This window comes from Marinicauda sp. Alg238-R41, assembly GCF_947331485.1.
Lineage (GTDB): Bacteria > Pseudomonadota > Alphaproteobacteria > Caulobacterales > Maricaulaceae > Marinicauda > Marinicauda pacifica.
In genome coordinates this window covers 185666-212025 of sequence record NZ_CAMZOJ010000001.1, presented here as the reverse complement: position 1 = coordinate 212025, position 26360 = coordinate 185666, and the positions used below count along the sequence as shown (strand labels likewise).

Annotated in this window: 19 protein-coding genes and 1 tRNA gene; 16 read left to right on the top strand and 4 right to left on the bottom strand. The window is 64.7% G+C overall.

Annotated features, from left to right (window positions below; genetic code table 11):
* Positions 1-39: 39 nt before the first annotated feature.
* Positions 40-4956 (bottom strand): NAD-glutamate dehydrogenase, encoded by a 4917-nt coding sequence (locus PGP17_RS00960; RefSeq protein ID WP_270373784.1) that lies wholly within the window; start codon positions 4954-4956, stop codon positions 40-42.
* Positions 4957-5287: 331 nt separating this feature from the next.
* Here PGP17_RS00960 and PGP17_RS00955 point away from each other — a divergent pair, with 331 nt between their 5' ends.
* Positions 5288-5983, top strand: a complete 696-nt coding sequence (locus PGP17_RS00955; protein ID WP_270373783.1) for an SDR family oxidoreductase — start codon at positions 5288-5290, stop codon at positions 5981-5983.
* A 502-nt stretch (positions 5984-6485) separates the two neighbouring features.
* Here the strand turns inward: PGP17_RS00955 and PGP17_RS00950 are convergent.
* Positions 6486-6560, bottom strand: a tRNA-Gly gene (locus PGP17_RS00950).
* A 142-nt stretch (positions 6561-6702) separates the two neighbouring features.
* On the opposite strand from PGP17_RS00950, the gene PGP17_RS00945 reads away from it, so the two are divergent.
* The 5 genes from PGP17_RS00945 to PGP17_RS00925 all read left to right on the top strand — a co-directional run bounded on the left by PGP17_RS00945 (position 6703) and on the right by PGP17_RS00925 (position 9649).
* Positions 6703-7245: a prolyl-tRNA synthetase associated domain-containing protein gene (locus PGP17_RS00945; protein ID WP_270373782.1), complete on the top strand. Its 543-nt coding sequence runs from the start codon at positions 6703-6705 to the stop codon at positions 7243-7245.
* 95 nt (positions 7246-7340) lie between these two features.
* On the top strand, positions 7341-8294 hold the full coding sequence (trxA, locus tag PGP17_RS00940; protein WP_270373781.1) for a thioredoxin: 954 nt from the start codon (positions 7341-7343) through the stop codon (positions 8292-8294).
* 94 nt (positions 8295-8388) lie between these two features.
* Positions 8389-9024: an LON peptidase substrate-binding domain-containing protein gene (locus PGP17_RS00935; protein WP_270373780.1), complete on the top strand. Its 636-nt coding sequence runs from the start codon at positions 8389-8391 to the stop codon at positions 9022-9024.
* 41 nt (positions 9025-9065) lie between these two features.
* Positions 9066-9287 carry a Trm112 family protein gene (locus tag PGP17_RS00930; RefSeq protein WP_270373778.1) on the top strand — a complete coding sequence of 74 codons (222 nt, stop codon included), beginning with the start codon at positions 9066-9068 and terminating at the stop codon, positions 9285-9287.
* Positions 9288-9289: 2 nt separating this feature from the next.
* Positions 9290-9649 carry a gamma-butyrobetaine hydroxylase-like domain-containing protein gene (locus tag PGP17_RS00925; protein WP_270373777.1) on the top strand — a complete coding sequence of 120 codons (360 nt, stop codon included), beginning with the start codon at positions 9290-9292 and terminating at the stop codon, positions 9647-9649.
* On the opposite strand, the gene PGP17_RS00920 is transcribed toward PGP17_RS00925, so the two are convergent.
* A complete protein-coding gene (locus PGP17_RS00920) occupies positions 9646-11418 on the bottom strand; it encodes a hypothetical protein (protein WP_270373776.1) in 1773 nt (590 codons plus the stop codon). The genes PGP17_RS00925 and PGP17_RS00920 overlap by 4 nt on opposite strands.
* A gap of 142 nt (positions 11419-11560) precedes the next feature.
* On the opposite strand from PGP17_RS00920, the gene PGP17_RS00915 reads away from it, so the two are divergent.
* The 4 genes from PGP17_RS00915 (at position 11561) to PGP17_RS00900 (ending at position 14680) form a co-directional block, all read left to right on the top strand.
* Entirely contained in the window at positions 11561-12265 is a 705-nt protein-coding gene (locus PGP17_RS00915) for a response regulator transcription factor (protein WP_135944841.1), read from the top strand.
* A gap of 13 nt (positions 12266-12278) precedes the next feature.
* Positions 12279-13904, top strand: a complete 1626-nt coding sequence (locus PGP17_RS00910; RefSeq protein ID WP_270373775.1) for a stimulus-sensing domain-containing protein — start codon at positions 12279-12281, stop codon at positions 13902-13904.
* Between the two features lie 102 nt (positions 13905-14006).
* Positions 14007-14411, top strand: coding sequence for a PTS sugar transporter subunit IIA (locus PGP17_RS00905; RefSeq protein WP_135944839.1), 405 nt, complete (start codon positions 14007-14009; stop codon positions 14409-14411).
* Positions 14408-14680 carry an HPr family phosphocarrier protein gene (locus PGP17_RS00900; RefSeq protein WP_135944838.1) on the top strand — a complete coding sequence of 91 codons (273 nt, stop codon included), beginning with the start codon at positions 14408-14410 and terminating at the stop codon, positions 14678-14680. The genes PGP17_RS00905 and PGP17_RS00900 overlap by 4 nt, the downstream gene beginning before the upstream one ends.
* Here PGP17_RS00900 and PGP17_RS00895 read toward each other — a convergent pair.
* A complete protein-coding gene (locus tag PGP17_RS00895; protein ID WP_270373774.1) occupies positions 14677-16170 on the bottom strand; it encodes a hypothetical protein in 1494 nt (497 codons plus the stop codon). The genes PGP17_RS00900 and PGP17_RS00895 overlap by 4 nt on opposite strands.
* Positions 16171-16504: 334 nt before the next feature.
* Here PGP17_RS00895 and ahcY point away from each other — a divergent pair, with 334 nt between their 5' ends.
* The 6 genes from ahcY to PGP17_RS00865 all read left to right on the top strand — a co-directional run bounded on the left by ahcY (position 16505) and on the right by PGP17_RS00865 (position 26360).
* Positions 16505-17923 carry an adenosylhomocysteinase gene (gene ahcY / locus PGP17_RS00890; protein WP_270373773.1) on the top strand — a complete coding sequence of 473 codons (1419 nt, stop codon included), beginning with the start codon at positions 16505-16507 and terminating at the stop codon, positions 17921-17923.
* Positions 17924-18072: 149 nt separating this feature from the next.
* Positions 18073-18513, top strand: a complete 441-nt coding sequence (locus tag PGP17_RS00885) for a TonB family protein (protein WP_270373772.1) — start codon at positions 18073-18075, stop codon at positions 18511-18513.
* A 146-nt stretch (positions 18514-18659) separates the two neighbouring features.
* On the top strand, positions 18660-21128 hold the full coding sequence (locus tag PGP17_RS00880; RefSeq protein ID WP_270373771.1) for a sensor histidine kinase: 2469 nt from the start codon (positions 18660-18662) through the stop codon (positions 21126-21128).
* A 46-nt stretch (positions 21129-21174) separates the two neighbouring features.
* Positions 21175-22482 carry a hypothetical protein gene (locus PGP17_RS00875; RefSeq protein ID WP_270373770.1) on the top strand — a complete coding sequence of 436 codons (1308 nt, stop codon included), beginning with the start codon at positions 21175-21177 and terminating at the stop codon, positions 22480-22482.
* A 60-nt stretch (positions 22483-22542) separates the two neighbouring features.
* Positions 22543-24942 (top strand): DNA translocase FtsK, encoded by a 2400-nt coding sequence (locus PGP17_RS00870; RefSeq protein ID WP_270373769.1) that lies wholly within the window; start codon positions 22543-22545, stop codon positions 24940-24942.
* 233 nt (positions 24943-25175) lie between these two features.
* The gene (locus PGP17_RS00865; protein ID WP_270373768.1) at positions 25176-26360 is read left to right on the top strand and encodes a hypothetical protein; all 1185 of its coding nucleotides are present in this window, start codon (positions 25176-25178) and stop codon (positions 26358-26360) included.

Genomic DNA, 26360 nt, shown 5'->3' with positions numbered 1-26360 from the left:
CCGCCGCCGGGCCTGCGCAAGGACGATGGCCTGTCTGGATCATCGCCCCTGAACCGCCAGTTCACGTAGCTGCGTGGAGGCGATGGCGACTTTCGACAGCGTCCAGGCTCCCGAATTGGTCAGCTCCTCCACGGCGCCATCGGCCCGGTCGACCTCGGACTCGTTCTCCGTCTGCCACGCGTCGACCACGGCCGAGGCCCAATCGCCATCGGGCGCTTCGGCCCCGGCGGAGAGCTGGCCGCCCGATTTGCGGGCGTGCGCGATCATTGCCGAAACGATGGTCTGCTGGCTGGCATAGAGGTCCTCGATCAGGCGGCGCATGGCCAGCCGGTCCCAGTGCAGGGTGGAGGAGAGCTGCGAGCCGACGCCGCGCAGCCGGTCGAAGCTGAACCGGCGGCCCACGGCGTGGTAGAGCCGCGCGACCGCTTCCAGCGGCCAGTCCTGCGTCAGGGCGAGGTCGATCACATCCGATGACGAGGTCAGCGGCCGCAGGCGGGCGACGTCCATCGCCAGGTCCTCCGGCGCTCCTTCCTCGACATAGGTTTCGTAGCGCGCTTTCACGCCCTGGGTCTCGTGGTCGGAGATGATATCGGCGACCCAGGTCTTCAGCGAGTCCACGCCGGGCTGATAGGTCGCGACCACATCGTCGATATTGGCAGCATGGCTGGCATCCACCCCGCGGCCGCGGCGCGCCAGCCAGTAGGTCTGGCGGCGCATCAGACGGATGACCTCGTCATACAGGGCCAGCTGGACACTGGCCGGGGCCTTGTTGTCGAGCTCGTTGATGCGCTTGATGTAATCCTTGAAGCGGAAGATGTGCCGCCCCGCCTCGAAGGCCCGGGCAATCGCATCGACTTCCGCGCCGGTGGATTCCATGGCCCGGTGGACGAAGGTCGGTCCGCCCAGATTGACCATGTCATTGGTCAGGCGCGTGGCGATGATCTCGCGCTTGAGCCGGTGGCCCTGCATGGCTTCGGAGAAGTCTTCCAGCTGCTGCGGGAAATAACTGACCAGCGTGTGCTCGAAATGGGGATCGTCGGGCACGCCGGATGCCACCAGGCGGTCGAACAGCGACAGCTTGGCGTAGGACAGGAGGATCGCGATCTCCGGCCGCGCCAGACCCAGCGACTGGTCCTTGAACTGACGGATGGCCTCGGGCGTGGGCAGACCTTCCACCTTGCGGTCCAGGCGTCCGGCCTTTTCCAGCCGCTCCATCATGCGCTCGTGCGCGTCGACATCCTCGCTCGCGTGCGCCTGCGCGATCGTCAGCGCCAGCGACTGGTCGTAATTGTGCTGGAGCACATGGCGCGCGACATCGTCGGTCATGCGCTCGAGGAGTGCATTGCGGTCGGCCAGCTCCATCCTGCCTTCCCGGACCATCGGGTTGAGCAGAATCTTGATGTTGACCTCGTGGTCGGAGCTGTCGACACCGGCGGAGTTGTCGATGAAGTCGGCGTTGCACCGGCCGCCCTTGCGCGAGAACTCGATACGCGCGGCCTGGGTGACCCCCAGATTGGCGCCTTCCCCGATGACCGAAGCTCTCATGTCCTTGGCATCGATGCGCAGGGCATCGTTCGCCTTGTCGCCGACTTCCCAGTTCTGCTCGGTGGACGCCTTCACATAGGTCCCGATGCCGCCGAACCAGATCAGCTCGACCTTCATCTTCAAAAGCGCGGAGATCAGCTCGGCGGGCGAGACCGCCTTCTGCTTCAGGCCCGTCAGCTTGCGGATTTCATCGGTCAGCGCGATCGACTTTGCCGAACGCGAGAAGATGCCGCCGCCCCCGGAGATCAGCGTCTGGTCATAGTCCTGCCAGCTCGAGCGCGGCAGCTCGAACATCCGCTTTCTTTCCTCCCACAGGCGCTCGGGGTCCTGCGGGTTGGGGTCGATGAAAATGTCGCGATGGTCGAAGGCCGCCACCAGCCGGATTTGCTTGGACAGCAGCATCCCGTTGCCGAACACGTCGCCGGACATGTCGCCGACGCCCAGAACGGTGAAGGGCTCGGTCTGGATATCCTTGCCCATCTCGCGGAAATGGCGCTGGACCGAGACCCAGGCACCTTTCGCGGTGATGCCCATCTTCTTGTGGTCGTAGCCGGCCGAACCGCCCGAGGCGAAGGCGTCGCCGAGCCAGAAATCGTACTCGGTCTGCGCCACCGAGTTGGCAAGGTCGGAAAAGGTCGCCGTGCCCTTGTCGGCGGCCACGACAAGATAAGGGTCCTCATCGTCCCAGCACACGACATCGTCGGGCCTGTGCACGGCGTCGTCGACAATGTTGTCGGTGATATCGAGCAGGCCGCGCAGGAAGGTCTTGTAGGCTTCCTTGCCCTCGGCAAGCCAGGCCTCCCGGTCGCCGCCGCGCGGCAGCTGCTTGGGATAGAATCCGCCTTTCGAGCCGACCGGCACGATCACCGCATTCTTCACCTGCTGGGCCTTGACCAGTCCGAGCACTTCGGTGCGGAAATCCTCGCGCCGGTCCGACCAGCGCAGACCGCCGCGCGCGACGGGACCGAAGCGGATATGGACCCCTTCCACACGCGGGCTCCAGACGAAGATCTCGCGATAGGGCTTGGGCTCGGGCAGTTCGCGAAGATCCTTGCTGGCGATCTTCAGCGAGATCCAGGGTTTGGGCTCGCCCTCTTCGCCGCGCTGGTAGAAATTCGTGCGAAGCGTGCCTTCCAGAAGTCTCAGCATCCGGCGCAGCGCCTTGTCGTGGTCAAGGCTGGAGACGTCCTCGAGCGCCTTGCGCACCGAAGCCGCGATCTCCTTGGCCCGCTCCTCGCGCGCCTTCATCTCGAGGCCCAGCGACGGGTCGAAGCGTATCGCCGCATATTCGAGCAGGTGGCGCGCAATCGTGCTGTAGAGCGTCAGCGCCTCTTCCTGGATGACCTGGGAGGGATCAAGGCCGGTTTGCTGGCGATAGCGCGCGCAGGTCCGCAGGAAGGCCGCTTCGCGCCAGGAAATACCGATCGACAGGATCAGACGGTTAAACCCGTCATCTTCCGCACGTCCGTCCAGTACGGCCAGGATCGCATCTTCCAGCCCGCTGGCGACCGACTGGACATCGGTGACGGGGCCGAAGTCGGAATGCATGTCGAATTCATGCACCCAGACCGTCTCGGTTTCGCCATCCGCGCCCGTGCGCTTGACGCCGTAGCCGGCTTCGGCCTCGACATGCACGCCGAGATTTTCAAGGACGGGCAGAACGGAGGACAGCGAAACCGGCTGGCCGAGCCGGTACAGCTTGACCCGGATCTGCGTGTCGCTGTCGCTGGCGAGCCGGTAGGCGCGCGCGGCCGTGCGCATCTCGCCGGAAACCAGCTCCATGCGCTCTATGTCGGCCAGCGCCTCGTCCGGCGCGAAACGCTCGCGATACCCGGCCGAATACCCCTGGATATACCGTTTGACGGCGCTGCGGATATCGCTGTCGGCGTGGTCCCAGGCCGCCGTCTCCAGCTCGTCTTCCCAGGTGCGCGTCAGCGCGGCGATGGCCTGCTCCAGCTCCAGCGGATCGGGTTCGGGATGCTCGAACGGCTCCAGCCCGATGATGAAGTGAACGCGGGCCAGCGGGCCGTCGCCGAAATTGGGATAGAAGGCCGACAGCCGGCCGTCGAAGGCCTCGCGCAGCACCTCACCGGCCAGTTGCCGCACGCGCGAGCTGTAGCGCTCGCGCGGCACGAAGAGCAGGCAGGAGACGAAGCGGTCGAACTGGTCGCGGCGCAGGAAGAGCTTGGTTCGCGGCCGGTCGAACAGGTGCAGGATGCCCAGCGAGATTTCCAGCAGGTCTTCTTCGGTGGTCTGGAACAGCTCGTCGCGGGGATAATTCTCCACGATGTTCTGAAGCTTCTTCGCCGAGTGGCTGCCCGGCGTCTTGGCGGCCTTCTCCAGGACCCGGCGCACCTTGCGCCGGATCAGCGGCACGTCGCGGGCCATCTGGTCGTAGGCTTCGGCGGTGAACAGGCCGACAAAGCGGGTCTCGCCCAGTACGACGCCATCCTCGCGATAGCGCTTGACGCCGATATAATCCATGTAGACGCGCCGGTGCACGCGGCTCTTGAGATTGGCTTTCGCCACGATGACCGGGGAGGGCGCGCGCAGGAAGGATTCCACCGCCTCGCTGATATGGGACGGCTCGGCGGACTTGCGCAGAACGTGCACATCGGGATCGCGCAGCACCCCGCGCCCGGTCTCGTTCAGAACGATCGGCTCTCGCGAGCGAAGCTGGCCGGACTCGTCGACGTCAAACTCAAAGGCCCTGCAGCCCAGGAATGCGAAATGGTTGTCGCGCAGCCAGGCCAGGAAATCGAGCGCTTCATCGACTTCCTCGCGCGGCGCCTTCGTATTGGCGTTCTTGAGATGATCGATGGCCTCGTCCATCTGCGCACGCATGTCGTTCCAGTCGTCGACCGCCGCGCGCACATCGCTCAGCGTGGCCAGCACACCGTCGGTCAGTTCGGCGCGGCTCGCCTCATCGAGCGGTTCGAGATGGACCTGGATCATGGATTCCGCGATCACCCGGCCGCCCGAACCCACACGGCCTCCATCCTCGTCGCGCCGGATCTGCACGATCGGGTGGAACATGGCCCGGACGTCCAGCGCCATGGACGAAATCTCACCCATCACCGAGTCCACAAGGAACGGCCGATCGCGGCTGACGACCTCAAGAATATCGCGGCCGATCGCGTTGCCCTCGGCGTCTTCCGCCGGGCGCACGCGAACCAGAATCTTGTCCGACGGGCGCTGCGCGGCAAAGGTCCAGAACTGCTCGGTCATGTTGAGCAGGTCGCCGAGCGCGATCTGTTGCAGGTCCTCGGCCAGCGCGTCGTTCCAGATTTGGGTGAGGAAGCTTTCCGTCTCCGGGCCAGGTTCGCCGAAGGCCACCTTCCAGCGTTTGCGTGCCTCCTTCAGGAAGGTCTCCCGCTCATAGGCGTGCGCGACGCTGACGACGGCATTCATGGAGTCGGCTCCGAGTTTTTTGTGGCCGGGCCCGCGCGATGCGGCCCTGCGGTTTTCGAATGCCGCGCAGCCTAGCGCGCCCGTTATTGCTTTCAAGCGGCGCGTCAGATGGTGCAGCGCGATAAGTCAGCTGGGGGGCTTGGCGCGCGCGACCGGCCTGGCAGCGCGGCGCGGGGATAAGACGGTGCATCCGTGTGGCGGCAGGCTATTATCACCCGCATGATACCCCTCTATTGATTGTCACCGACTTCCATGCGCTCCCGTCTGGACCCCATTGCCTGGCATGTGGTTCGTTTGTGCGAGCGCACTTATGCTTGATGGAGACCACACCATGCCCACCGCCCTGATTACAGGCGCCAACCGGGGAATCGGCCTCGGACACACCCGTTCCCTGCTCGAGCGCGGCTGGAGCGTTCATGCGGCAGTCCGCGACCCGAAAGGGGCCAAGGACCTCTTGGCGCTGGGCAAGGCGGGTTACGATGGCGAACTTGTCGTTCACAGCTACGATGCGCGCGAAGCCGATGCGGCAAAGAAGCTCGCGCGGGACGTCACCGGTCCGCTCGATATCCTGTTCGCCAATGCCGGCGTGATGGGGCCGAAGGCCCAGGGGTTCGGCGATCTCGATTTCGACGCGTATCTCGATGCGCAGCGCGTCAATGTGATGGCGCCGCTCGCGCTCGCTGAAGCCTTTGCCGATCAGGTCGCGGCCTCCGCGCTGAAGGTGATGGCCCTGCAATCGAGCCGCATGGGGTCGATCGCGGACAACGATTCAGGGGGGCGCTATGCCTATCGGGCCTCGAAGGCGGCGCTCAACGCCGTCGGGAAGTCTCTCAGCGTCGACTTGAAGGACAAGGGCGTGATCGTTCTCATCCTGCATCCCGGCTGGGTGCGCACCGATATGGGCGGCGATCAGGGCCTGCTGACGGTGGAGGAATGTGTCGAGGGCCAGCTCGATCTGATCGCGCGCGCCAACCCGGCGATGAGCGGACGCTTCTATCACGTCAACGGCCAGGACCTTCCCTGGTAGGCGCGGTTGTGCACGGACTGAAATGCAGAACGCCCCGCGGACAGGATCCGCGGGGCGTTCGTTTTGGGTCACCGGACGGGGACAGGAGAGTCCGGTGACCCGACAGGTCTCATTGGCAGGCTGGGGGGACGCACAATTGAGACCTGATTATCTAACGAATTCATCTCGTCGAATCCGTTCATCCAATCATGTAGAGCCCGTCCGAGCCGCTGCAAGCGGCGACGACTGTCGCAAGCGCTAAAATTGCAGCCGCGAGAGCGAGAGACACAAACCGAACCATTTTTCCAATCCGTCTTCTTTCTTGCCGCGCTGCGCCAATCCGCCAGGCGGTGATGGATTTGCATATGGAGCCGCATCCGGGTGAATGCCACGGCGCGCGCTTCACAACAGCGTGAAAACTCTGCTTCCGGCCCGGAAGTAATCGCTCAGGGTGAGGTGAACGGGACGCGCCGGGCGCAGGCCCGACCGCGTGATAGTCGTGGTAGTAGCAGCAGGAGAAGAATGGAGCGGGCGATGAGATTCGAACTCACGACATTCACCTTGGCAAGGTGACGCTCTACCCCTGAGCTACGCCCGCTCAATCATTGGGGTGCCGGCTTGCGCCGGGAGGCCGGGTATATCGCCCATCATGACGGGTTTGGCAAGCCTTCGCGCAGCCCGCTTTCAGCGGTTTTTTCAGATGACTTGCAGGCGGCGTCCCGAACAGGCAGGAAACGCCCATGACCGATCCTGCTTCCCGCCCCGTGCCGCCGGCGCCGCCGGTCAGCCGCGATGCGCTGCTCTCCTATCTCGATGCGCTCGGCCTTGCCACGCGGACCCACGATCACGCGCCGGTTTTCACCGTGGACGAGGGCGAGCACATCAAGGCGGCCCTGCCCGGCGCCCACACGAAGAACCTCTTCCTGAAGGACAAGAAGGACAATCTGGTCCTGGTTTCGGCCGCCCAGGACACGGTCGTCGATCTGAAGACGCTGCACCGGCGCCTGGGACTGGGGCGGTTTTCATTCGGTTCCGCCGAGCGGCTGGAAGCGGCCCTCGGTGTGACGCCGGGGTCGGTGACGGCTTTCGCCATCATCAACGACCCGCACAAGCAGGTTCGGTTCGTGCTCGATGCCCGTCTCATGGAGCAGGCGCTGGTCAATTTTCATCCGCTGCGCAATGACGCCACCACCGCGATCGCCAGCGCCGACCTGCTGCACTTTGTCCGCGCGCTGGGGCGCGAGCCCGAAATTCTGCCGCTCGGTCCGGATGAGGCCGAGTGACGCCAATCGCCGGGACGGGGCTTGCGCCGCCGCGACGCTCGCGCCAACTAGGGAGCGAAGTTTCGTTCCGTCAGACACGATCAAAGGGTCATGCCATGTCGATTCTCGGTCCTAATGGTGAGCCGCAACCTGTCCCGTCCTCGACCGGCGAGGACGCGGCTCCTGCGGCCGCTTCCGCCGCGTCCCTGATCTCGGAGACGACGGATCAGAATTTCGTCCAGGATGTCGTGGAACCCTCGAAAGAGGTGCCCGTTCTGGTCGATTTCTGGGCGCCCTGGTGTGGCCCGTGCCGCCAGCTCGGGCCGATGCTCGAGGCGGCGGTCACCAAGGCCAACGGCGCGGTGCGCCTGGTCAAGATCAATATCGACGAAAATCCTGGCATCGCCGGCCAGCTGCGCATCCAGTCCATCCCTGCGGTGATCGCGTTTCAGAACGGTCAGCCGGTCGATGGCTTCATGGGCGCGCTGCCCGAGAGCCAGATCCGCGATTTCATTGCGCGCCTGTCCGGTGACGTGAACGGAGAGGAAGTCGAGCAGCTTCTCGAGCGCGCCGAGGCGGCCCTCGGCCAGGGAGATCTCGGCGGTGCAGCGCAGGATTTCGCCGCCGCTCTGCAGATGGATGGCGACAACATGACGGCAGTGGCCGGGCTGGCCCGTGTGCACCTGGCCTCGGGCGACAGCGATCAGGCACAGGCCATCCTGGATCAGGTGCCGGAACCGAAGAAGAGCGATCCGGCCATCGCCAGTGTTCGCGCGGCCATGGAACTGGCCGGCGAGAGCGGCGATGCGGGGGATCTGTCGGCGCTTCAGGAGCGGGTCACGAACGAGCCGGATAGCGCCAAGGCGCACTTCGAGCTTGGACGGGCCCTGATCGGCTCCGGCGATCTCGATCGTGCGGCCCGTCATCTGCTCGACAGCATCGAGCGGGACAGGGAGCACGCAGACGGCGCGGCGCGCCAGCTTCTGCTCAAGATCTTCGACGCCGCTGGGCCGACCTCCGACGTTGCCAAGTCCGGCCGCCGGCGCTTGTCCTCGATCCTGTTCTCCTGACGCGCAATTGCCGGGCGTTCCAGGTCGACACGGCCTGTTCGCGACCTAGCTTCATGCTTCGACGTCAACACCAGAAGCGGCCACAGGACCTTCCATGACGCACGGCATCCAGCCGCCAGCGCAGATACCGCTTTTCCCGATCCGCGGATGCATTCTGCTGCCCGGAGAGCACCTGCCTCTCAACGTCTTCGAGCCGCGCTATCTGAACATGGTCGACGATGCGATGGCCGGCGATCGGTATCTGGGTATCGTCCAGCCCTCAAATTCAGGTCCGCGCGAGAAGCCGGAACTGTGCTCGATCGGCTGCGCCGGCGTGATCGCGAGTCGCAATGAGACCGAAGACGGGCGCTACCTGATTGTCCTGCAAGGCGTGATCCGGTTCGACATCTCGGCGGAAGCCGAGCCGCTGACGCCCTATCGGGTTGCGCACGCCAACTATGCGCGCTTCGGCGGGGATCTGACGCCTCAGGCGCTCTCGCCCGAGGTCGACAGGGAGAGCTTTTTAAGCCTTCTGGCGCGCTTCTTCGATCACATGGGTCTCGACGCAGACTGGGAGTCGCTCGCCCAGGCGCCGGTATCCACCATTGCCGACAAGGTCGCGATGGCGGCGCCCTTCGATGCCGATGCCAAGCAGGCCTTGCTCGAAGCGGTCGATCCGCCTGCGCGCATTGCCACCCTGGCGTCGATGATGAGCCTGACACTGGACGCGTCCGGCGACCCGCCGCGGTAAGGGGCTTGGCCTTCTCACCGCCAGTCCGTAAGAATGGGATCATGACAACACCTCAAGACCCTTCCCAAACGAAAGATCGTCCGCGCGCCAGCGAGGTCGATCCCAAGCTGCTGGAAATCCTCGTTTGCCCGGTAACGCGTGGCACGCTGGAGTATGATCGCGAGGCTGGCGAGCTGATTTCCCGGTCGGCCGGCCTGGCCTATCCGATCCGCGAGGGTGTCCCGATCATGCTGCCCGAGGAAGCGCGCGAGCTGAGCGATTAGGCATGGCTGAACGCGCCTGGCCGATCCAGCTGATTTTCAAGTCTGCCGAGCGCGAACTGCGCGTCACGTTCGAGGGCGGTGAGGAGCGGCGAATTCCGTTCGAGCTACTGCGCGTGGAAAGCCCCTCGGCCGAGGTTCAGGGGCACGGTCCGGGCCAGAAAAAATGGCTGACCGGAAAAGACGCTGTCGAAGTGACGGCCGCGGACCCGGTCGGGCGCTACGCGGTCCGCCTGACGTTTTCGGACGGGCACGATTCCGGCATCTTTTCCTGGGACTATCTCTACGAACTCGGCGAAGACCCCGAGGCGCGCCTGGCCGAGCATCATGACGCTGCCGCGAACGCGATAGGCCGCTCGCGCTAACCGCCAGTGCCGGTCACAGGGACTTGTGACGCGCCGGCCGAGGCATCCTCATTGCCGATCTCTTGCGCCGCCGCCTCAGCCTCCTCCATTTGCGGTGCGATCTGCACGAGCAGACGCTGGATTTCCCCGAGGCGGGCGGCGCCATCAGGCCCGGCCGCTTCCTGGCGTCCTTCGGGCGAGGCCAGAAGTCGCATGGCGCGCGCGTGGGCATCTTGCAGGCAGCGACCCTTGGGCAGGACGTTCTGCGCAGCCAGTTTCAGCAGGGCAGATGCGCGGGCCAAGGCCGGTTGGCCTGAAGAGGCAATGCGCTCCACGATCTTGGTCGACTCAAGCACCTTCAGCCCAAGCTCATCGAAGGCCTGGGCGGTTTCGGTCTTGTCGGCCTGGGGAAATGTTCCGGCGAGTGTTCGCGCCTGGAGCTGGGACAGCTTCGACAGGCGCTCCAGCGGTTGCCCGGGCCCTCGCGAGTACCAGGACTCGGCCGAGTTCGCCCTGAGTTTGGTCCGGACATAGCTTGCCAGCTTCTGCTTGTTCATTTCCCCGACGAGATTGTCCTCCATGGCAAGCAGGCGCATGATTTCTTCATGCGGGCTCGCCGAATTCTTGAGGGCTTCGTCAATCGCATCGGGCGATAGCAGGCGCGCGGACCGGTGGGTAAAGGCCTCGACCAGCGAGTCCGGGTGCAGGTCCGGTCCCGACGATGCAATCAGCCGCATGGCGAGGGAGCGGGCCAGCTTGATCTCGTCCATGACGCTGTTGGGCTTCAGCCGCTTGGGACTGCGCAAGGCCGTCAGAATCCGGGCCGCGACCTCGGCCTGTGTGGCCGGCAAGCCCTTGGCCTTGAACTTCCGCGCAAGGCGCCGGGCCGTCTCGGGCGCTCGGGCGAGGTCCTCTGCATCCGCCTTGCCTTCATAGATGGTGGTGAGGCGGACGATCTCCTCGCCCCCGTCACGCGGCTCCCCAAGCAGGCCGCGCAAAGCCCGGTCGAAAGACAGCATTTCGGCCAGGAACGCATCGGCCTGGCGCGAGGCAAAGACGCGCGCTTCGGGGTCTTCGGGCAGGTCGTCGAGCATATCCAGAAGCTTGGTCGCTTTGGCGGTCATGCTCGTGCAATCGGAGATCTCGTCGGCGATCGCGGTGCGCAGGCGCTTTTCCGGGCTCCCCTCTCCGACGATTTTCTCGGCCAACTGGGAGAAATTCGCCGCTTTGGGGGTTTTGGCCTTGCGTTGCGCTTCCCTGCGCGCCTGATCGATTGCCCGTTGCACCAGGTCGGTGAGAAGGCGCACATAGGCATGAACGGAAGCGTCGGAATTCTGCGCGCGCGCCACCGCGATCTTCTGGATCGCATGCTGGAGATCGGTGTCAGAGGAATCCAGCTTCTCCACCATATCCGGCCGGTAGAGTAACTCCATCGGGCAGATCTGATGGCGTTCCAGCCAGGGACCGAGCACGCGCCGGGTCGTTTCGCGTGCAGCCGGGCCGGCCAGATCGGCCGGCGTCACGCACGGAATCTTGGCTTCACCCTTCTTGTCCTTGGGGTCGCTGTATTTTTCAGGTCCGGATTCGAAAATGGCGATGGATCGAAACGCCCGCGTCGTATCGTCATAATCCTCGCGCGTGACGCGGATCGACCCTGACGGGTTCATCTTCTTCAGCTGCTCACCGAGCGCCAGGGCGTCCTCGCGCTTCGGGCGCGCTTCAACCAGCGTCCAGGACGCCAGCTTGCTTTTCTTGAGGAAAACCTCGAAATGCGTGTCCTGTCCGGCCATCAGGTCCAGGCTCCGTCCCCATTTTTGGAGCGCTAACTTGGCCGAAACATACTTAAGCTTGCGTCAACAAGGCTTTGCCTATCGACCTGCCGCCGATAAGGTCACGTGAATCCACCCAAGACGCACAAGATCCGGAGTAGGCATGACCACGATCGCTTTGGTCGATGACGACGAGAACATCCTGACCTCGGTTTCCATCTTCCTGGAAGGCGAAGGCTATAATGTGCGGACCTTCACCGACGGGGCCGCTGCATTGACGGCTCTGAGCGAGACGCCGCCGGATCTGGCCGTGTTCGATATCAAGATGCCGCGCATGGACGGGCTGGAGCTTCTGCGACGGGTCCGGCAGAGCTCGAACATGCCGGTGATCTTCCTGACTTCCAAGGACGAGGAATTCGATCAGGCGCTGGGCCTCGATCTCGGCGCTGACGACTACATCACCAAGCCGTTTTCGCACCAGTTGCTGGCGAAGAGGATCAAGGCGGTGCTGCGCCGCAGCCAGCCTGAGGGCGCCGCCGGAGCAGGCTCTTTTGAGAATGATCAGAAGATCATCACGCGGGGCTCGCTCACCCTGGACCCCAACCGGCATGCCTGCATGTGGAATGACCGGCCGGTGCGCCTGACTGTCACCGAGTTCCTGATCCTGCAGTCGCTGGCCAGCCGGCCGGGCTATGTGAAAAGCCGCGACAATCTGATGGATGCCGCGTACGACGATCAGGTCTATGTCGACGACAGGACGATCGACAGCCACATCAAGCGCATCCGCAAGAAATTCCGTCAGGTCGACGATACGTTTGACGCGATCGAGACGCTCTATGGGGTTGGTTATCGTTACAAGGAGTCTTGAACGCCTCGGTCGAATGACCGGTCAGTTGCGCGCCCAGAGCTGGACGCTGCTGACCTCGCGTATCGGCTGGAAGATTGCGGCCTTTCACATCCTGGCGCTGGTCGTTCTGATCGCCGGCATCTTCGTGATCGCGGAAAATCGTCGCGGCCTGGTGCAGGCCAAGATGGACTCGCTTTCCGCTCAGGCCACCCTCATCGCCAACGTGCTCATCGAAACGGCGGTGGAGACCGCACCGGAACCTCAACTGGAAGCGGAGGCTGCGCGCACCGTGCTGCAGCGCCTGAGCCGCGTCTATGTTCCCGAAGAGACCCGCGCCCTCATCTATAATCAGGAAGCCCAGCTTGTCGCGGACAGCCGGCTGATTGCCGGAACGGTCGAGGTGGAACCCCTGCCAAGGGCGGGTGAGGCAGGGTTGGGCCAGGAGGCCCGGAGTTTCGTCCAGACGGTCTGGACGTCGTTTCAGAATCTGAACCGGTCCCGGGAAGAGCGGGCGGCGCTCAGCCGCACCGCGCTCGACGACGTCAGGATGGCGATCGAGGAGGGGCGGATTGTTCGAGGCGTTCGCCGCGCCCCGTCCGGAGAACAGGTCGTGTCGGTCACGTTGCCGATTCAGCCCATCCAGGCGGTCGTCGGCGCCGTGACCTTCGAATCATACGACCTGGATCTCCTTGTGGCCGCCGAACGCCGCGCCATCCTGCCCTATATCGTGGCGGCGACACTGGTCATGCTGGTTTCGGCACTGGCGCTCACCATCCAGGTGGCCTGGCCCATTCGCCGGCTGGCCGACAATGCGCGCGAGGTCCGTCTGGCCGGGGGGCGCCGGATACCGCTTATCCGCCTGCCTGAACGGCGCGACGAGATCGGAGATCTGGGGCGGGCCTTCGCGGACATGACCACTGCCCTTTATGACCGGCTGGATGCGATCGAACGCTTCGCGGCCGATGTCAGTCACGAGATCAAGAATCCTCTCACCTCGATCCGGTCGGCGGCGGAAGTCCTGCCCAAGGCTCGCGATGAGCTGCGCCGCGACCGGCTGATCGAAGTCATTCAGCACGATGTCAAACGTCTCGACCGGCTCATTACCGATATTTCGAACGCATCGCGCCTCGATGCCGAGCTGGCGCGCGACGATCTTGCGCTCGTCGATCTGGACCGGCTGGCCCGGGACCTGGCCCGCACCTATCAGAGCGAGCGCTCGAATCAGCGAGGGGTGACTGTCGAGGTGACCGGGGAGTCGCGCCCGGTGCTCGTTCGCGCCCATGAAGGGCCGATCAGCCGTGTGCTCTTCAATCTCGTGGATAACGCCATCACCTTTTCTCCGGAAGGCGGACAGGTCCGGTTGACCCTCGTCCCGAGCGCGTCCGCACGCATACAGGGCGGCCGGAGCCTTGCCCGCCTCATTGTCGACGATGACGGGCCGGGGATCCCGCCGGCCAATCTCGATACGGTTTTCGACCGGTTCTACACACAGCGCCCCGAAGGCGCGGCCTTCGGCAATCATTCCGGCCTCGGCCTCTCAATCTGTAAACAGATCGTCGAGGCCCACGGAGGACGAATCCGGGCCGAGAACCGGCCTGATCGCGACGGCGAGGTGGCCGGGGCGCGCTTTATCGTGGAACTGCCTCGGGCCGAACGCTGACGACACGCGTCGTTCGACAGCTTTGGGGGCTAGCCGGACCGCTTCATTCTCGCTTAGATGCCCGCTCAAGGGGTTTGAATTTCGAAGGGGCCTACCGCGCTTATGATCGGCATCGTTGTCGTCACCCACGGCCATCTGGCCGATGAACTCGTCGCCGCGACAGAGCATGTCGTCGGTCCGCTGGACGCATGCAATGCCATCTCCATCGGTCCGGATGACGACATGGAGAAACGGCGCGAGGATATTCGCGAGGCGGTCGCCGATGTGGACCAGGGTGACGGCGTCGTCATCCTGACCGACATGTTCGGAGGGACGCCGTCCAACCTGTCCATCTCGCTTCTGGAAAAGGACAAGGTGGAGGTGATCGCGGGGGCGAACCTTCCGATGATGATCAAGCTCGCAGAAGCTCGCTCGGATACCGGGTTGAAAGCGCTTGCCGAGGCGGCATCCGAGGCCGGACGCCGCTATATTGCCGTTGCATCCACCATCCTGGACGGCAACGCGTGACGGCATCGCGCGCGGTCACCATCTGCAATCGGCGCGGCCTGCATGCACGGGCCGCCGCCAAGTTCGTCGCCGCGGCCCGTGCCTATTCCTCCGAGATTTCGCTCAGCAAGGAGTCAGAGAGCGTGCGTGCGACGTCGATCATGGACTTGCTGATGCTGGCGGCCGGCAAGGGCACGCAAGTCACCATCACCGCCGACGGTGAGGACGAACAGAAGGCCGTCGAGGAGCTCGCTGCGCTCATCGACTGCGGCTTCGAGGAAACCGACTAGCTCCTGTCGTCCTGATCGGGCGCTTTCTCATCGGACGGCGGCAATCCGGCATGTGTCAGGGGCGCATCCGGCTTGAGCGCTTCGGTGGCTTTCGGCATGGGTGGCGGCGGCGGCAGGGAAATGTCGCGTGACGCATGACGCGGATCTTCGGTGGCAGGCTCGGCTTCATGCTCCGTGCGCGAGGCTTCGCCGGTGAGCGGCGCCTCGCCCTCATTCCCGCTTTCGCCAGTCTCGCCCTCAGCGCCGTCTTCGATGGCGGGTGCCGGCTCGCCGGCGTTCTCCAGCGGCTCAGCCTCGTCCGACGCGCGTTCGGCAAGCGTGTCATCTGCCGGGTTGCCGGCGACGGGCGTGTCCTCGTCCGTCTCGTCACCGTGTCCGGCTTCGGCTGCCGCGGCGCCAGCGTCGATCTGGGAATAGGGGCCGTCGGCGGCAAGCGGAGCGTCTGGCGCGATGTCTTCGCTGCTCACGGCCTCCTCGGCCACGACATCCGCGCCGGTGTCATTGGCCGCATCGGCGTGTGAAGATGTCTCTACATCCGCCTCGGTATCGATATCGGTCCCGGCCTCTGATGACTGAGCGCCGTCTGTCTGTTCGGCCCCGCGGTATCCGGAGGCATAGCTGGCCGTTACCATCTCTTCGGGCGGGTGGCGCAGCAAATGGTCGGCCAGCCGCGAGATCCGCTTCTCCAGCCGCCAGACGTCCCGGTTTCGGTTGATCAGGCCGCCGATAAGGAAAATGCCGGCCACGCCCGTCAGCGCACCTGCGGCCGGGGCGGCCGCCTGTTCGACCCCGGAAAGCCCGACCGACAGCGCCCCGATCACAGCGATCAGAATCGGCACCCACAAGAGCCGCCAGGAACGCGCGAAGTAGGTAATGACTGCGCCCCCGGCAACCAGGGCGGCGAAAATCAGGACGGCGCCATAGCCCGCCAGGATCGGGAGCGCCTGTTCCGCACCCTCGATCAGAGAGCCGAAGCTCGACTCGATCCGCCAGGATGCCAGGTCGGGTGCCGCCGCCGCGATCTGTACGAAGACGTCGAATTGCGGAAGGACAGACGCGCTCACGGGAAAAAACTCGACGGCGAAAGCGCGCAGCTCCGGCCAGAAAAGCACGGCAATCGCCAGCAGGAAGGTGAGCATGGCCAAGGCCCAGTTCACATTGCGTGCCACGCCGGTCTTCGAGAGCAGCGTGCGAGCGTCCGGCTGGGTGCGTGTCCAGGTCTTCGATGAGTAATTGATCACCGCCACCGGCCGCGACTTGTGGGACGGGCCGGACTGCGCTCGCAGGACGGCCGCGAGATCGCCGGCGTCCAGGCCGAAGTCGCGGTCGCTCAGGCGGACGGCATGACGCGCGCCGTCCATGTCCTGAATGCGGCGTTCGTCCGAACGCGAGCGCGGGTCGGACCCGGTGACCTGTCCCGGAGCAGCGTAGAAATCGATGGTCCTGTGGCCAAATGACTGGCTCGCATGTGCCGTCGGCAAGTTCGACATGAGCTTAGCATCCCCTCAAACTTCGAGTGGCCGGACCCGCAACCCCCTTGCGTCTGATCCGACCGGCGCCTGTCCGCCCCCTTCGAAGACGCAGTGTCTCCGCGTGGCACGCCCGGAAGCGTTACCAGAACGTTTATACAAGAACGAGGCCGGGAATCGAATCTTTGCGCCGAGCGGGGCGAAGATTTTATGCCACCGTCACAATCGCGGCGCGGACGGTCGTGGTCACCGCTTCGTTTGCGACCTCGAGGGCAAGCGGGTATACCCGGCACGTCACTCCCTGGGCGGCGCGTGTCGCGCCTGATGTCCTGACAAAGCGGAAAAAGGTTTATCCATGACTCTTCTGAACGATGCAGCGTCCAAGAATGATAATTTCATCAAGGACATCTCCCTGGCCAAATGGGGCCGGACCGAGATGGAGATGGCCGAGATCGAAATGCCCGGCCTGATGTCGCTGCGTGAAGAATACAAGGACAGCCAGCCGCTGAAAGGCGCCCGTATCGCCGGCTCACTGCACATGACGATCCAGACTGCGGTGCTGATCGAGACGCTGGTCGAGCTGGGCGCGGAAGTGCGCTGGGCCTCCTGCAACATCTTTTCCACCCAGGATCAGGCCGCTGCGGCGATCGCCGAGAAGAAGATCCCGGTCTTCGCCTACAAGGGCGAAACCCTCCTTGAATACTGGGAGTTCGCCGACGCCATCTTCCATTGGCCGAACGGTGAAACGGCGAACATGATCCTCGACGATGGCGGCGATGCCACCATGTACCTCCAGCTCGGTACGCGCGCGGAAGAAGATCCGTCCGTGCTCGGCGAGCCGAAATCGGAGGAAGAAAAATTCCTCTTCGAAGTGATCCGCCGCCGGATCAAGGCGACACCGGGCTGGTTCAAGAAGGCCAAGGACGCGATCAAGGGCGTGTCCGAAGAGACCACGACCGGCGTTATGCGCCTGTATCAGATGGCCAAGCGCGGCGAGCTGGCCTTCCCCGCGATCAACGTCAACGATTCCGTGACCAAGTCGAAATTCGACAACCGCTATGGCTGCCGCGAAAGCCTCGTCGACGCGATCCGCCGCGGCACGGACGTGATGATGTCCGGCAAGACGGCCGTGGTCTGCGGTTATGGCGATGTCGGCAAGGGCTCGGCGGAATCGCTGGCGCAGGCCGGCTGCCGGGTTTCGGTGACCGAGATCGATCCGATCTGCGCCCTGCAGGCGTGCATGGACGGGTTTGCCGTTGTGCGCCTGGAAGACGTGATCGAGGATGTCGACATCGTCGTGACCGCGACCGGCAACAAGGACGTCGTCACCGTCGATCACATGCGCACCATGAAAAACATGGCGATCGTCTGCAATATCGGCCACTTCGACAATGAAATTCAGGTCGAGGCGCTGAAGAACTTCCAGTGGACCAACGTGAAACCCCAGGTCGATCTGGTCGAGTTCCCCGACGGCAACAAGATCATCCTCCTGTCCGAAGGCCGCCTGGTGAATCTGGGCAATGCCAACGGCCACCCGAGCTTTGTCATGTCCTCGTCCTTCACCAACCAGGTGCTTGCCCAGATCGAGCTCTGGACCAAGGGCGACCAGTACAAGAACGATGTCTACATCCTGCCCAAGCACCTCGATGAAAAGGTTGCGGCGCTGCACCTGCCCAAGCTGGGGGCCCGGCTCACCGAGCTGTCGCCCGAGCAGTCCGACTATATCGGTGTCGAGCAGAAAGGCCCGTACAAGGCCGAGCACTACCGCTACTAGGCGTTGAAACCCCGGGTGCGCCGAAGGCAGGGCCCGGGGCTCGCGCCAATGCGACATCAGAAACCCCGCCGGTTCGCGCCGGCGGGGTTTTTGTTTGTGTTGCACCTTGCGTCTTGCAGCGCGACCCGGCCGGAGCCACTCTCGCGCCCATGCGCTATCTTCTGATCATCCCGCTTGTTCTCGCCGCCTGCGCGCAGGTGGAGGCTGTCAGCCCGCTCGCCGACCCGCGTGAGCGCGGGCCCTTCATTGCGCGGTCGGATTTTCCTAATCCGCCCAATGTCGAGCGGGCCGCGTCGGGGGCCGGCTGTTCGGGCGAGCCCTTGCGGGCCGTTGCCGCGCCCATGCCCGAATATCCCGCACGCGGATGGAGCCGGGGACTGCAGGGCTGGTCGATCGTGCAGTTCGATGTCGCGCAGGCCGGCACGGTCGAAAATGTCCGCATTGCCCGCGGCGTGCCGGGGGGGAGTTTCGACCACGAGGCGCAGCGTGCCGTCGAGGGCTGGCGGTTTCAGGCCTTGAGCGAAGGCGCATACCTGTCCGGCTGCGTCGTTCTTTTCGAGTTCAAGATGGGCGAGGTGACCGTGCGCTGAACGGCTGCGGGTTAAAACGTCCTCTCCCCGTCGCCAGATGATTCACCTTCCGGTAAAGTTATGATTCGTTAATCGGGCCGATCTCCTTGCGGAGGCTGGCGCGATGCGCGGGACCCGCGTCAGGGGCGAAGCAGGGGAAACCATCCATGGCCGTGGCCGAGCCCGTCCAGCTCGCGACCTTCATCGTGACCGTCGGCTCCGTGGCGTTCGGTGTCGCGGCGGCTTTGTGGGCGTTTCGCCTGACCGCCGGCGTGCGCCGCGCACAGGCTCAGTGGCGCCGCCGCGTTGGCTGGCTGGAAGACCGGCTGTCGGATTCAGACAGCATCTTCAGTGCTCACCCCGGCCTCGTGATCGTGTGGGACTCCCCGCCCGACGTCGATGCGGGAAACTGGGCGAAGCCGAAAGTCTACGGCTCTCCGACCGCGCTGGCTGCCATGTTGAAATTCGCCGATCTCGGCGGCACGCCGGGCGGAGATGAAACGGTTGCGGCTGCGCTTCTGGACGGGTTCGCCGATTTCGAGGCACGCTCTGCAAGCGGCGAAGACACGACCCTGCGTCAGCGTATGCGCACGCTGATGGAGAGCGGTCAGCCGTTTTCGCTCACCGTCGCCGGTCCCTCGGGGCGATTTATCGAGGCCGACGGCCGCGCCGCCGGCGCCCAGCTGGTGCTCTGGCTCTCCGATGCCACCATTCGCGGGCTCGAGGAGTCCGGGGCCAGGGGGCGGCTGGAAGAGGCGCGCCGGACCGTGTCCGAAGATCCGCTGGCCTTTCTCGACATGCTCGGCCGTGCGCCCTATCCGGCCTTCCGGATGAACGCGTCCGGCAAGCTGGAATGGGTCAATCCGGCCTATGTGCGCGCCGTGGGTGCCAAGGATGCCGCTGACGTTCTGTCGTCGCAGATCTTCCTCGACGTCTCGATCCGCGAACAGGGGCGCGAGGTCCTCGCCTCCGGACAGGCGCGCCGTTCGATCAAGGCCGCTGTCGTGGAGTCGGAGCGGCGCGTGCTGGAACTGGCTTTGTATCCTGTTTCGGGCGGGATTGCCGGTCTGGCCCTTGATATCACCGAGGGCGAGGGAGCCAAGGACGAGCTTGAGCGGCTGGCCGAAGCGCATGACCAGACGCTCGACCACATGGCCGAGGCGGTCGCCATTTTCGACCGGTCGCGCAAGCTCAGCTTCTATAATCGCGCCTTCGCCCGGCTGTTCCGCCTGGATGAGGCCATGCTCAACGAGCGCCCCGGCCATGGAGCCCTGCTCGACCGGCTACGCGAAAAGCGCCTGCTGCCCGAGCAGGCCGACTACACGGCCTGGCGTGAGGCGGAACTGAGCCAGTACGAAAACCCGCCTGCCGACGAAACGCCGGACGAGTTGTGGTCGCTGCCCGATGGCCGGACATTGAGGGTGGCGCGTCAACGCCATCCCCATGGCGGCCTGTTGTTCATCTTCGAGGACATGACCGACCAGCTCACCTTGCAGGCGCGCTATACGACGCTGATGAAGGTGCAGCGGGCAACGCTCGACCGCCTGAACGAGGCGGTGGCTGTGTTCGGCTCCGACGGCAAGCTGAAGCTGTCCAATGCGGCCTTTGCCAAGGTCTGGAATCTCGACGCCGAAGCGCTGGAGAATGCGCCGTTCGAACAGGTCGCAGACGCCTGTCACGCGCTCTTCCCCGATCCCGATCGCTGGAACGAGCTGAAAGCGCGCATCACCGATCCCGGTCCCGACGCGCGCAAGGCGACCACCGGGGAAATCCGCCGCTCGGACGGGACGGTCCTGACCTGGCTCACGCGGCCGCTGCCCGATGGCGCGACGCTCATCGCCTGGGACGACATTACCGACTCTCGCCGGATCGAGGCGGCCCTGCGCGACAAGGCCGAAGCCCTGGAAGCCTCCGAGCGGATCAAGACCGAGTTTGTCAAACATGTCAGCTACCAGCTGCGCACACCGCTGACGACAATTGGCGGCTATGCCGATCTCCTTGCGGCCGGTCTGGCCGGCGAGCTCAATGACGGTCAGAAGGACCACATGTCGGCGATCCAGAGCGCCTCCGGCCAGCTGGCCAAGCTGATCGACGATATCCTGGACATTGCCGCGATCGATGCCGGGCAGCTCGAACTCGAACTCGGGGATGTTCGCCTGGACGAGATGGCCGAAGAAGCCTGCAACCTCCTCGCCAGCCGGGCGGAACACGAAAGCATCAGGCTGAACCTGGCCTTCGCCGAGGAGGGGGCGGCGATCCGCGCGGACTCCAACCGGATCAAGCAGGTGCTCTACAATCTCATCACCAATGCGATGGATCATGTGGACGCCGGCGGCGAGGTCGAGATCGGGGCGCGCATCGAAGGCAATGACGCCTGTCTCTGGGTCAATGATGATGGCCGCGGTATTGCACCGGAGCGCCAGGCGAAGATTTTCGAGCGGTTCGAAAGCGGTGAGGGCGGTGGCGCGGGTCTCGGGCTGGCGCTGGTGAACGACATCGTCCGCCTGCATGGCGGATGGGTCGAGCTGGAAAGCGAACCGGGTAAAGGCACCACGGTGATGTGCCACCTGCCGACCACCGCCTCCGGCGATCACTCCGCACCTGAACTCGAACTGAAAGGCTCCCGGGGGGCCTGAACCGCAACGCGGTTGCCTCGCACCGGTGCTTGATTTAAGTGGTCGTATGACAATTAAAGTAATTGCCCTTCTTCTCGCCCTGTCTTTCGTTGCCCAGCCGGCCGCAGGCGCGCAATCCGAAGAGGCGCCGGCCGGGGTTCTCGACCTGTCGCGCGACCTGCGCGACGTCACACGCGAGGTTGCGGGACAGTCCGATCTTGTGCTGGCCCGGCGCTCGAACGAGGCAGCCCTCGCCCTGCAACCCGGTCATCCGGGCCTTCTGAACAATGCACTCCTTCTGAGCGGGATGGCGGGCGATCTCGAGGGTCAGCTCCAGGCGCTGGAGCGGATCGCGCAGGCCGGTCTGGCTTTCGACCTCAACGGGCTCGATACACTGGCGCAATTGCAGGAGACCGCACCGGTCCGGCTCGCCGCGATCCGCAGCCGCCTTGATCGACATGCGACCGCGCAGGGCCGCGCCGAAACCCTCCTGACTGTCCCGCTCGCCGACAGCCTGATCGAGGCGATCGCTGTGGACATCGAAACCGAGCGCGTTTTCCTGGGCGGCGTGGCCGACCGCACCGTCTACGTTTTCGAGCATGGCAGCAGCGAACCGCAGGTCTTCGCCGGCCCCGAGGACGGCTTGTATTCGGTCTTCGCCCTGGCGATCGACGGACGAAACAGGCTGCTTTACGTGGCGTCGGGCAGCCTGCCACAGACCCCGCTGCGGGACGGCGAGGCGCCGGGGACTGCCTTGTTCGCCTTCGATCTGATGACCGGCGGGTTGATGACGCGTCACGAAATCGAGGGTGCCGGGCGGATCACGGACGTGACGGTCCGCGATGGCGTCGTCTACGCGGTGGATGGCGGGGCCAACCGAGTCTACCGCCTCCGCGGTCCTCTGGCCGAGCCGGAAACGGTGGCGACCCATCCCCATTTCGGATCGCTGCAGGGGATCGTCGTCACCGGCGGTGCGATCTGGGTGGCCGACTACGCGATGGGGCTGTGGCGCATCGACCCGGATACCGGGAGGGCACAGCTTGTGCCCGCGCCCCAGGCCAGTCTGATCGGTCTGGACGGCCTGGCCACGGGACCAGACGGAACGATTTACGCCGTTCGCAACGGGGCAGAACCCATGGGCGTTTTTCGCATCGCGGTCGAGCGTGGGTCCATCCGTTCGGTCGAGCCGGAGCTGACCCTGCATCCCGCGTTCGGCGAGCACGGCGAACCGACGACCCTGAATATCGAGAACAATCGCGCCTTCCTGGTCGCCAATGCCCAATGGTCCCTCTTTCCCGAAACCCGGGACCCCGCCGCGGAATCCAGTCGCGTCCCGCCCGTGGTCCTGACTTGGCCTGTAGGGCCGCTGCAATGAGCGGTCGAGGGTTAACGCGCATTTACGACCTTTGAAGACTCTTGCGGCAATGTCCCTGACATGAGCCGCAAAACCTCCTCTTCCAGGCCGGTTGCCGCTGAGCGCTTCAGCGTTCTGTCGCGTGTGCGCACGGCGTTGACAGGCGTCGCCATGGTCGCTCTGGGCAGCTTCCTGCTCGTCGCGGCGATCAGCCATCACCCGCTCGATGCCAGCCTCAACGTCGCTTCCGACGGCCCGGTGCGCAATCTTGCCGGCGCCTGGGGCGCCGTCGCTTCCGATCTACTGCTCCAGACGCTCGGCTGGAGCGGACTTGCGCTGGCGCTCATCGTGTTGGGATGGGGGCTGATCCTGCTCTGGACCGGTCCGCGCCGGCGGCCCGGCTCGGTGGTCGGATTCCGTTTCCTCAGTGCCATGATCGGGATCGCCGGGTTCGCCGCGGCGCTGTCTGCGCTCCCGCTTCCGGTCAACTGGCCCTTTGCCGCGGGCCTGGGCGGCCTTGTCGGCGATACGTTGGTACTCAGCGCAGCGCACGGCCTGGCTTCTTTGAATGTGCCCGCCAGCCTCTTCATCGCGGGCGGGACCGGGCTGGCGATCGCGATTGCCGGCACAGTGTTCTGCTTCGGCCTGACGGCTCGCGACCTGAGCGCGGCGACCGAGGCGGCTGAAGTCGGCTGGGTTACGCTGCGCGTCTGGACCGATCAGGTCGTCGGCCGCATTCCGCGCCCCTGGCGCCGCGACGCCGCAGAGCTCGCGGCACAGCCCGTCGCAGAGGGCCGCGCGGAGACCGCTCCCGCCTTCCTCAAGTCGCGACCCGAACGTCCCGCCCGGGCGCCGCGTCCCCGTCGCGAACCGCCGGCCCCGTCCGAGCGCGTGACGCCCACCGTGACGGCGAAGAAGAAGCCCAAACCCTCCGACCGCGAAGCGCGCGAGGCGCAGGGCGCGTTGCCGTTTGCCCAGGCCGAGGGCTTCGAGCTGCCCCGGCTGGATCTGCTGAACCCGGCCCAGCCCCGCTCGGAAATGGCAGACCCCGATGCCCTGGCGCAGAACGCCGAATTGCTGGAATCGGTGTTGTCCGATTTCGGCGTGAAAGGCGAAATCACCGAAGTGCGTCCCGGTCCGGTCGTCACGCTCTACGAGCTGGAGCCCGCTCCCGGAGTAAAGACCAGCCGTGTCATCAATCTCGCCGACGACATCGCCCGCTCCATGGCGGCGGTGGCCTGCCGGGTGGCGGTGGTACCCGGACGCAACGCCATCGGCATCGAACTGCCCAACCAGACGCGTGAAACGGTCTATTTGCGCGCCCTGCTTTCCTCGGTCGGCTTCGAGAAAGCCAAGGCCGAGCTGCCCCTGACCCTGGGCGAAACGATCGGCGGGGAGCCCTTCTTCGCCGATCTGGCCCGCATGCCTCACCTGCTGATCGCCGGTACGACCGGGTCGGGCAAGTCGGTCGGGATCAACGCAATGATCCTGTCGCTGCTCTATCGTCATTCGCCGAGCGATTGCCGGTTCATCATGATCGACCCGAAAATGCTCGAGCTGTCGGTCTATGACGGCATCCCGCATCTTTTAAGCCCGGTGGTGACGGACCCCAAGAAGGCCGTTGCGGCGCTGAAATGGACGGTGCGCGAGATGGAGTCGCGCTATCTGAAAATGTCCAAGGTCGGCGTGCGCAACATGGACGGCTTCAACGAAAAGGCGGCCAAGGCACGTGCCGCCGACGAGACGCTGGAACGCACGGTCCAGACCGGCTTCGACCGCGAGAGCGGCGAGCCGATCTACGAGACCGAGATCATCGAACCCGAGCACATGCCGTATATCGTCGTGGTGATCGACGAGATGGCCGACCTGATGATGGTCGCCGGCAAGGAGATCGAAGGCGCAGTCCAGCGTCTGGCCCAGATGGCGCGGGCGGCCGGCATCCATCTGATCATGGCGACCCAGCGCCCGTCGGTGGACGTGATTACGGGCACGATCAAGGCGAACTTCCCTACACGGATCTCCTATTCGGTCACCTCGAAGATCGACAGCCGGACGATCCTGGGCGAGCAAGGCGCCGAGCAGCTGCTCGGCATGGGCGACTTGCTCTACATGGCAGGCGGTGGACGCATCCGGCGCCTGCACGGTCCTTTCGTGTCCGACGGTGAAGTCGAGGAAGTGGCCAAATTCCTCAAGTCACAGGGTACGCCGGAATATCTCGATGCGGTCACCGAAGACATCGACGAAGAGGGCGGCGACCTGTTCGGCTCGGACGGGGGCTCGGGGGACGATCTCTTCGACCAGGCCGTTGGAGTGGTGGCGCGCGACCGCAAGGCGTCGACCAGCTATATACAGCGCCGGCTGCAGATCGGGTATAACCGGGCCGCCAGCCTGATCGAGCGGATGGAAGACGAGGGCATGATCGGTCCGGCCGACCATGCCGGCAAGCGCGAGATCTTCCTGCCCGAGCGCGAAGACGTCTGACCCGTCAGGACTGAGACACGGCTCCCGCCTCCTACTACTACGACTATCACCGCGACGCAGGACCGGCGAGGCCTTGCGGGCTACCGAAGGCCGGGAAGGCTGACAGCCTGGAGCATCGGCGCAAGCACGGGCAATTAGCCGATTTACGCGTTAAGCGCGAATTTACCGTGATTTCTAATACGATATTCATTCTGCATCGCCATTCTGAGAGGTCAGGATGAGGCGGACACTGCATGGCGCTGCAAAAGCCCTATGATCTGAGCAGACTGGTCCGGCGCGGATGTTCGCCGCGCGTGCTCGATCTGTGCAGTCTGCACGAGCGCTATCCCGATCTTGAAGACAGCAGCGCGCCGCTCTTCTTCTCGCCCCGGCTGAACCGGTGTTTCGTGGTCAAGCACAATCTGCGCCGCCACGAGTTTCATCTTGCAAATACCCGGCGCCCGATTGCGACCAAGCTGGTCCTGCCCATAGACCTGACGGATCTGCGCGCGGGCGCGTTCTGGCTGTTCATCGAATCCGGCGACATGGAGAGCCGTCTGGTCGAGTTTCTCGGACGTCTCGGCGGCACCGGCGACCAGGTCTTCGAAGCCGATCTGGAAACGCTCAAGCTCCTCTCCTCAAGCCCGTCCTTCGACCCGTTTCTCCTGTCGGCACGGTTCAGCGGCCGGCGGATCGATCAGCGCTTCTTTGCGATGAGCGAGCTCGACGAGCGAGTGTTGCGCAAATACGTGCTCGAGCACATGGATCAGATCAGCCGGCTGGCGCTGGGCCGTGACAAGGCCAGCAAGCGCTCCGAGCGGCTGGCCGCAGTCTTGTTCGGCGAGGCGGAAAGCCAGGCCCGCGATGCGCTGCGCGAGGCCTTGCGCATGAGCGACGAGGAGTTCGAGCAGGGCGTGTATGGCTGGAAGGGCATGCTGTATTACGACTGGTCGGCCGGAAAGCTGACCGGCGGGCTGACCCGCTTCCTGAGCGATCTGGCCGATCTCGAAATCGTCGACCGGCAATACCGTCACCGGCCCCTGCAGCCCGTGCTCGGTCGTCTGCGTCATGCGGTGAAGTCACGCTGGGATGAGCTTGTGGCCTCGCGGCACCGGTATTTCGATGCGGTGGGCGCCTTCATGAATGAAGGCGATGCCCTCGCCATGAAAGATTTTCTGCTGCAGGTGCCGGGCCTGTTCACCCGGATCGGCGACGACATGGCGGCGCTGACCCACATGACCAGCTACTGGGACTACTGGAAGGACCGCAACGAGACCCGCCAGGTCAGTCATGAGGAGGCTCTGGCCATCCTGCCCGATCTGGCCGGCGCTGTTGTGAGGGAGTCAGAGCTCAGCCGGTCAGCCTGGTCGCGGTCGGTCTCGGCGCGCACGGCCGGTCATGTTCAGCACCGGGTCGATCCGGCACGCGCGGCCGAATAG

Bases quoted from the DNA above. Each gene is read 5' to 3' on its own strand.
- PGP17_RS00920 (WP_270373776.1), bottom strand. From the start codon at position 11,418: ATGGCCGGACAGGACACGCATTTCGAGGTTTTCCTCAAGAAAAGCAAG.
- PGP17_RS00880 (WP_270373771.1), top strand. From the start codon at position 18,660: ATGGCCGTGGCCGAGCCCGTCCAGCTCGCGACCTTCATCGTGACCGTC.
- PGP17_RS00905 (WP_135944839.1), top strand. From the start codon at position 14,007: ATGATCGGCATCGTTGTCGTCACCCACGGCCATCTGGCCGATGAACTC.
- PGP17_RS00910 (WP_270373775.1), top strand. From the start codon at position 12,279: ATGACCGGTCAGTTGCGCGCCCAGAGCTGGACGCTGCTGACCTCGCGT.
- PGP17_RS00925 (WP_270373777.1), top strand. From the start codon at position 9,290: ATGGCTGAACGCGCCTGGCCGATCCAGCTGATTTTCAAGTCTGCCGAG.
- trxA (WP_270373781.1), top strand. From the start codon at position 7,341: ATGTCGATTCTCGGTCCTAATGGTGAGCCGCAACCTGTCCCGTCCTCG.
- PGP17_RS00875 (WP_270373770.1), top strand. From the start codon at position 21,175: ATGACAATTAAAGTAATTGCCCTTCTTCTCGCCCTGTCTTTCGTTGCC.
- PGP17_RS00885 (WP_270373772.1), top strand. From the start codon at position 18,073: ATGCGCTATCTTCTGATCATCCCGCTTGTTCTCGCCGCCTGCGCGCAG.
- PGP17_RS00865 (WP_270373768.1), top strand. From the start codon at position 25,176: ATGGCGCTGCAAAAGCCCTATGATCTGAGCAGACTGGTCCGGCGCGGA.
- PGP17_RS00895 (WP_270373774.1), bottom strand. From the start codon at position 16,170: ATGTCGAACTTGCCGACGGCACATGCGAGCCAGTCATTTGGCCACAGG.
- PGP17_RS00915 (WP_135944841.1), top strand. From the start codon at position 11,561: ATGACCACGATCGCTTTGGTCGATGACGACGAGAACATCCTGACCTCG.
- PGP17_RS00935 (WP_270373780.1), top strand. From the start codon at position 8,389: ATGACGCACGGCATCCAGCCGCCAGCGCAGATACCGCTTTTCCCGATC.
- ahcY (WP_270373773.1), top strand. From the start codon at position 16,505: ATGACTCTTCTGAACGATGCAGCGTCCAAGAATGATAATTTCATCAAG.
- PGP17_RS00870 (WP_270373769.1), top strand. From the start codon at position 22,543: ATGAGCCGCAAAACCTCCTCTTCCAGGCCGGTTGCCGCTGAGCGCTTC.
- PGP17_RS00945 (WP_270373782.1), top strand. From the start codon at position 6,703: ATGACCGATCCTGCTTCCCGCCCCGTGCCGCCGGCGCCGCCGGTCAGC.
- PGP17_RS00930 (WP_270373778.1), top strand. From the start codon at position 9,066: ATGACAACACCTCAAGACCCTTCCCAAACGAAAGATCGTCCGCGCGCC.
- PGP17_RS00955 (WP_270373783.1), top strand. From the start codon at position 5,288: ATGCCCACCGCCCTGATTACAGGCGCCAACCGGGGAATCGGCCTCGGA.
- PGP17_RS00960 (WP_270373784.1), bottom strand. From the start codon at position 4,956: ATGAATGCCGTCGTCAGCGTCGCGCACGCCTATGAGCGGGAGACCTTC.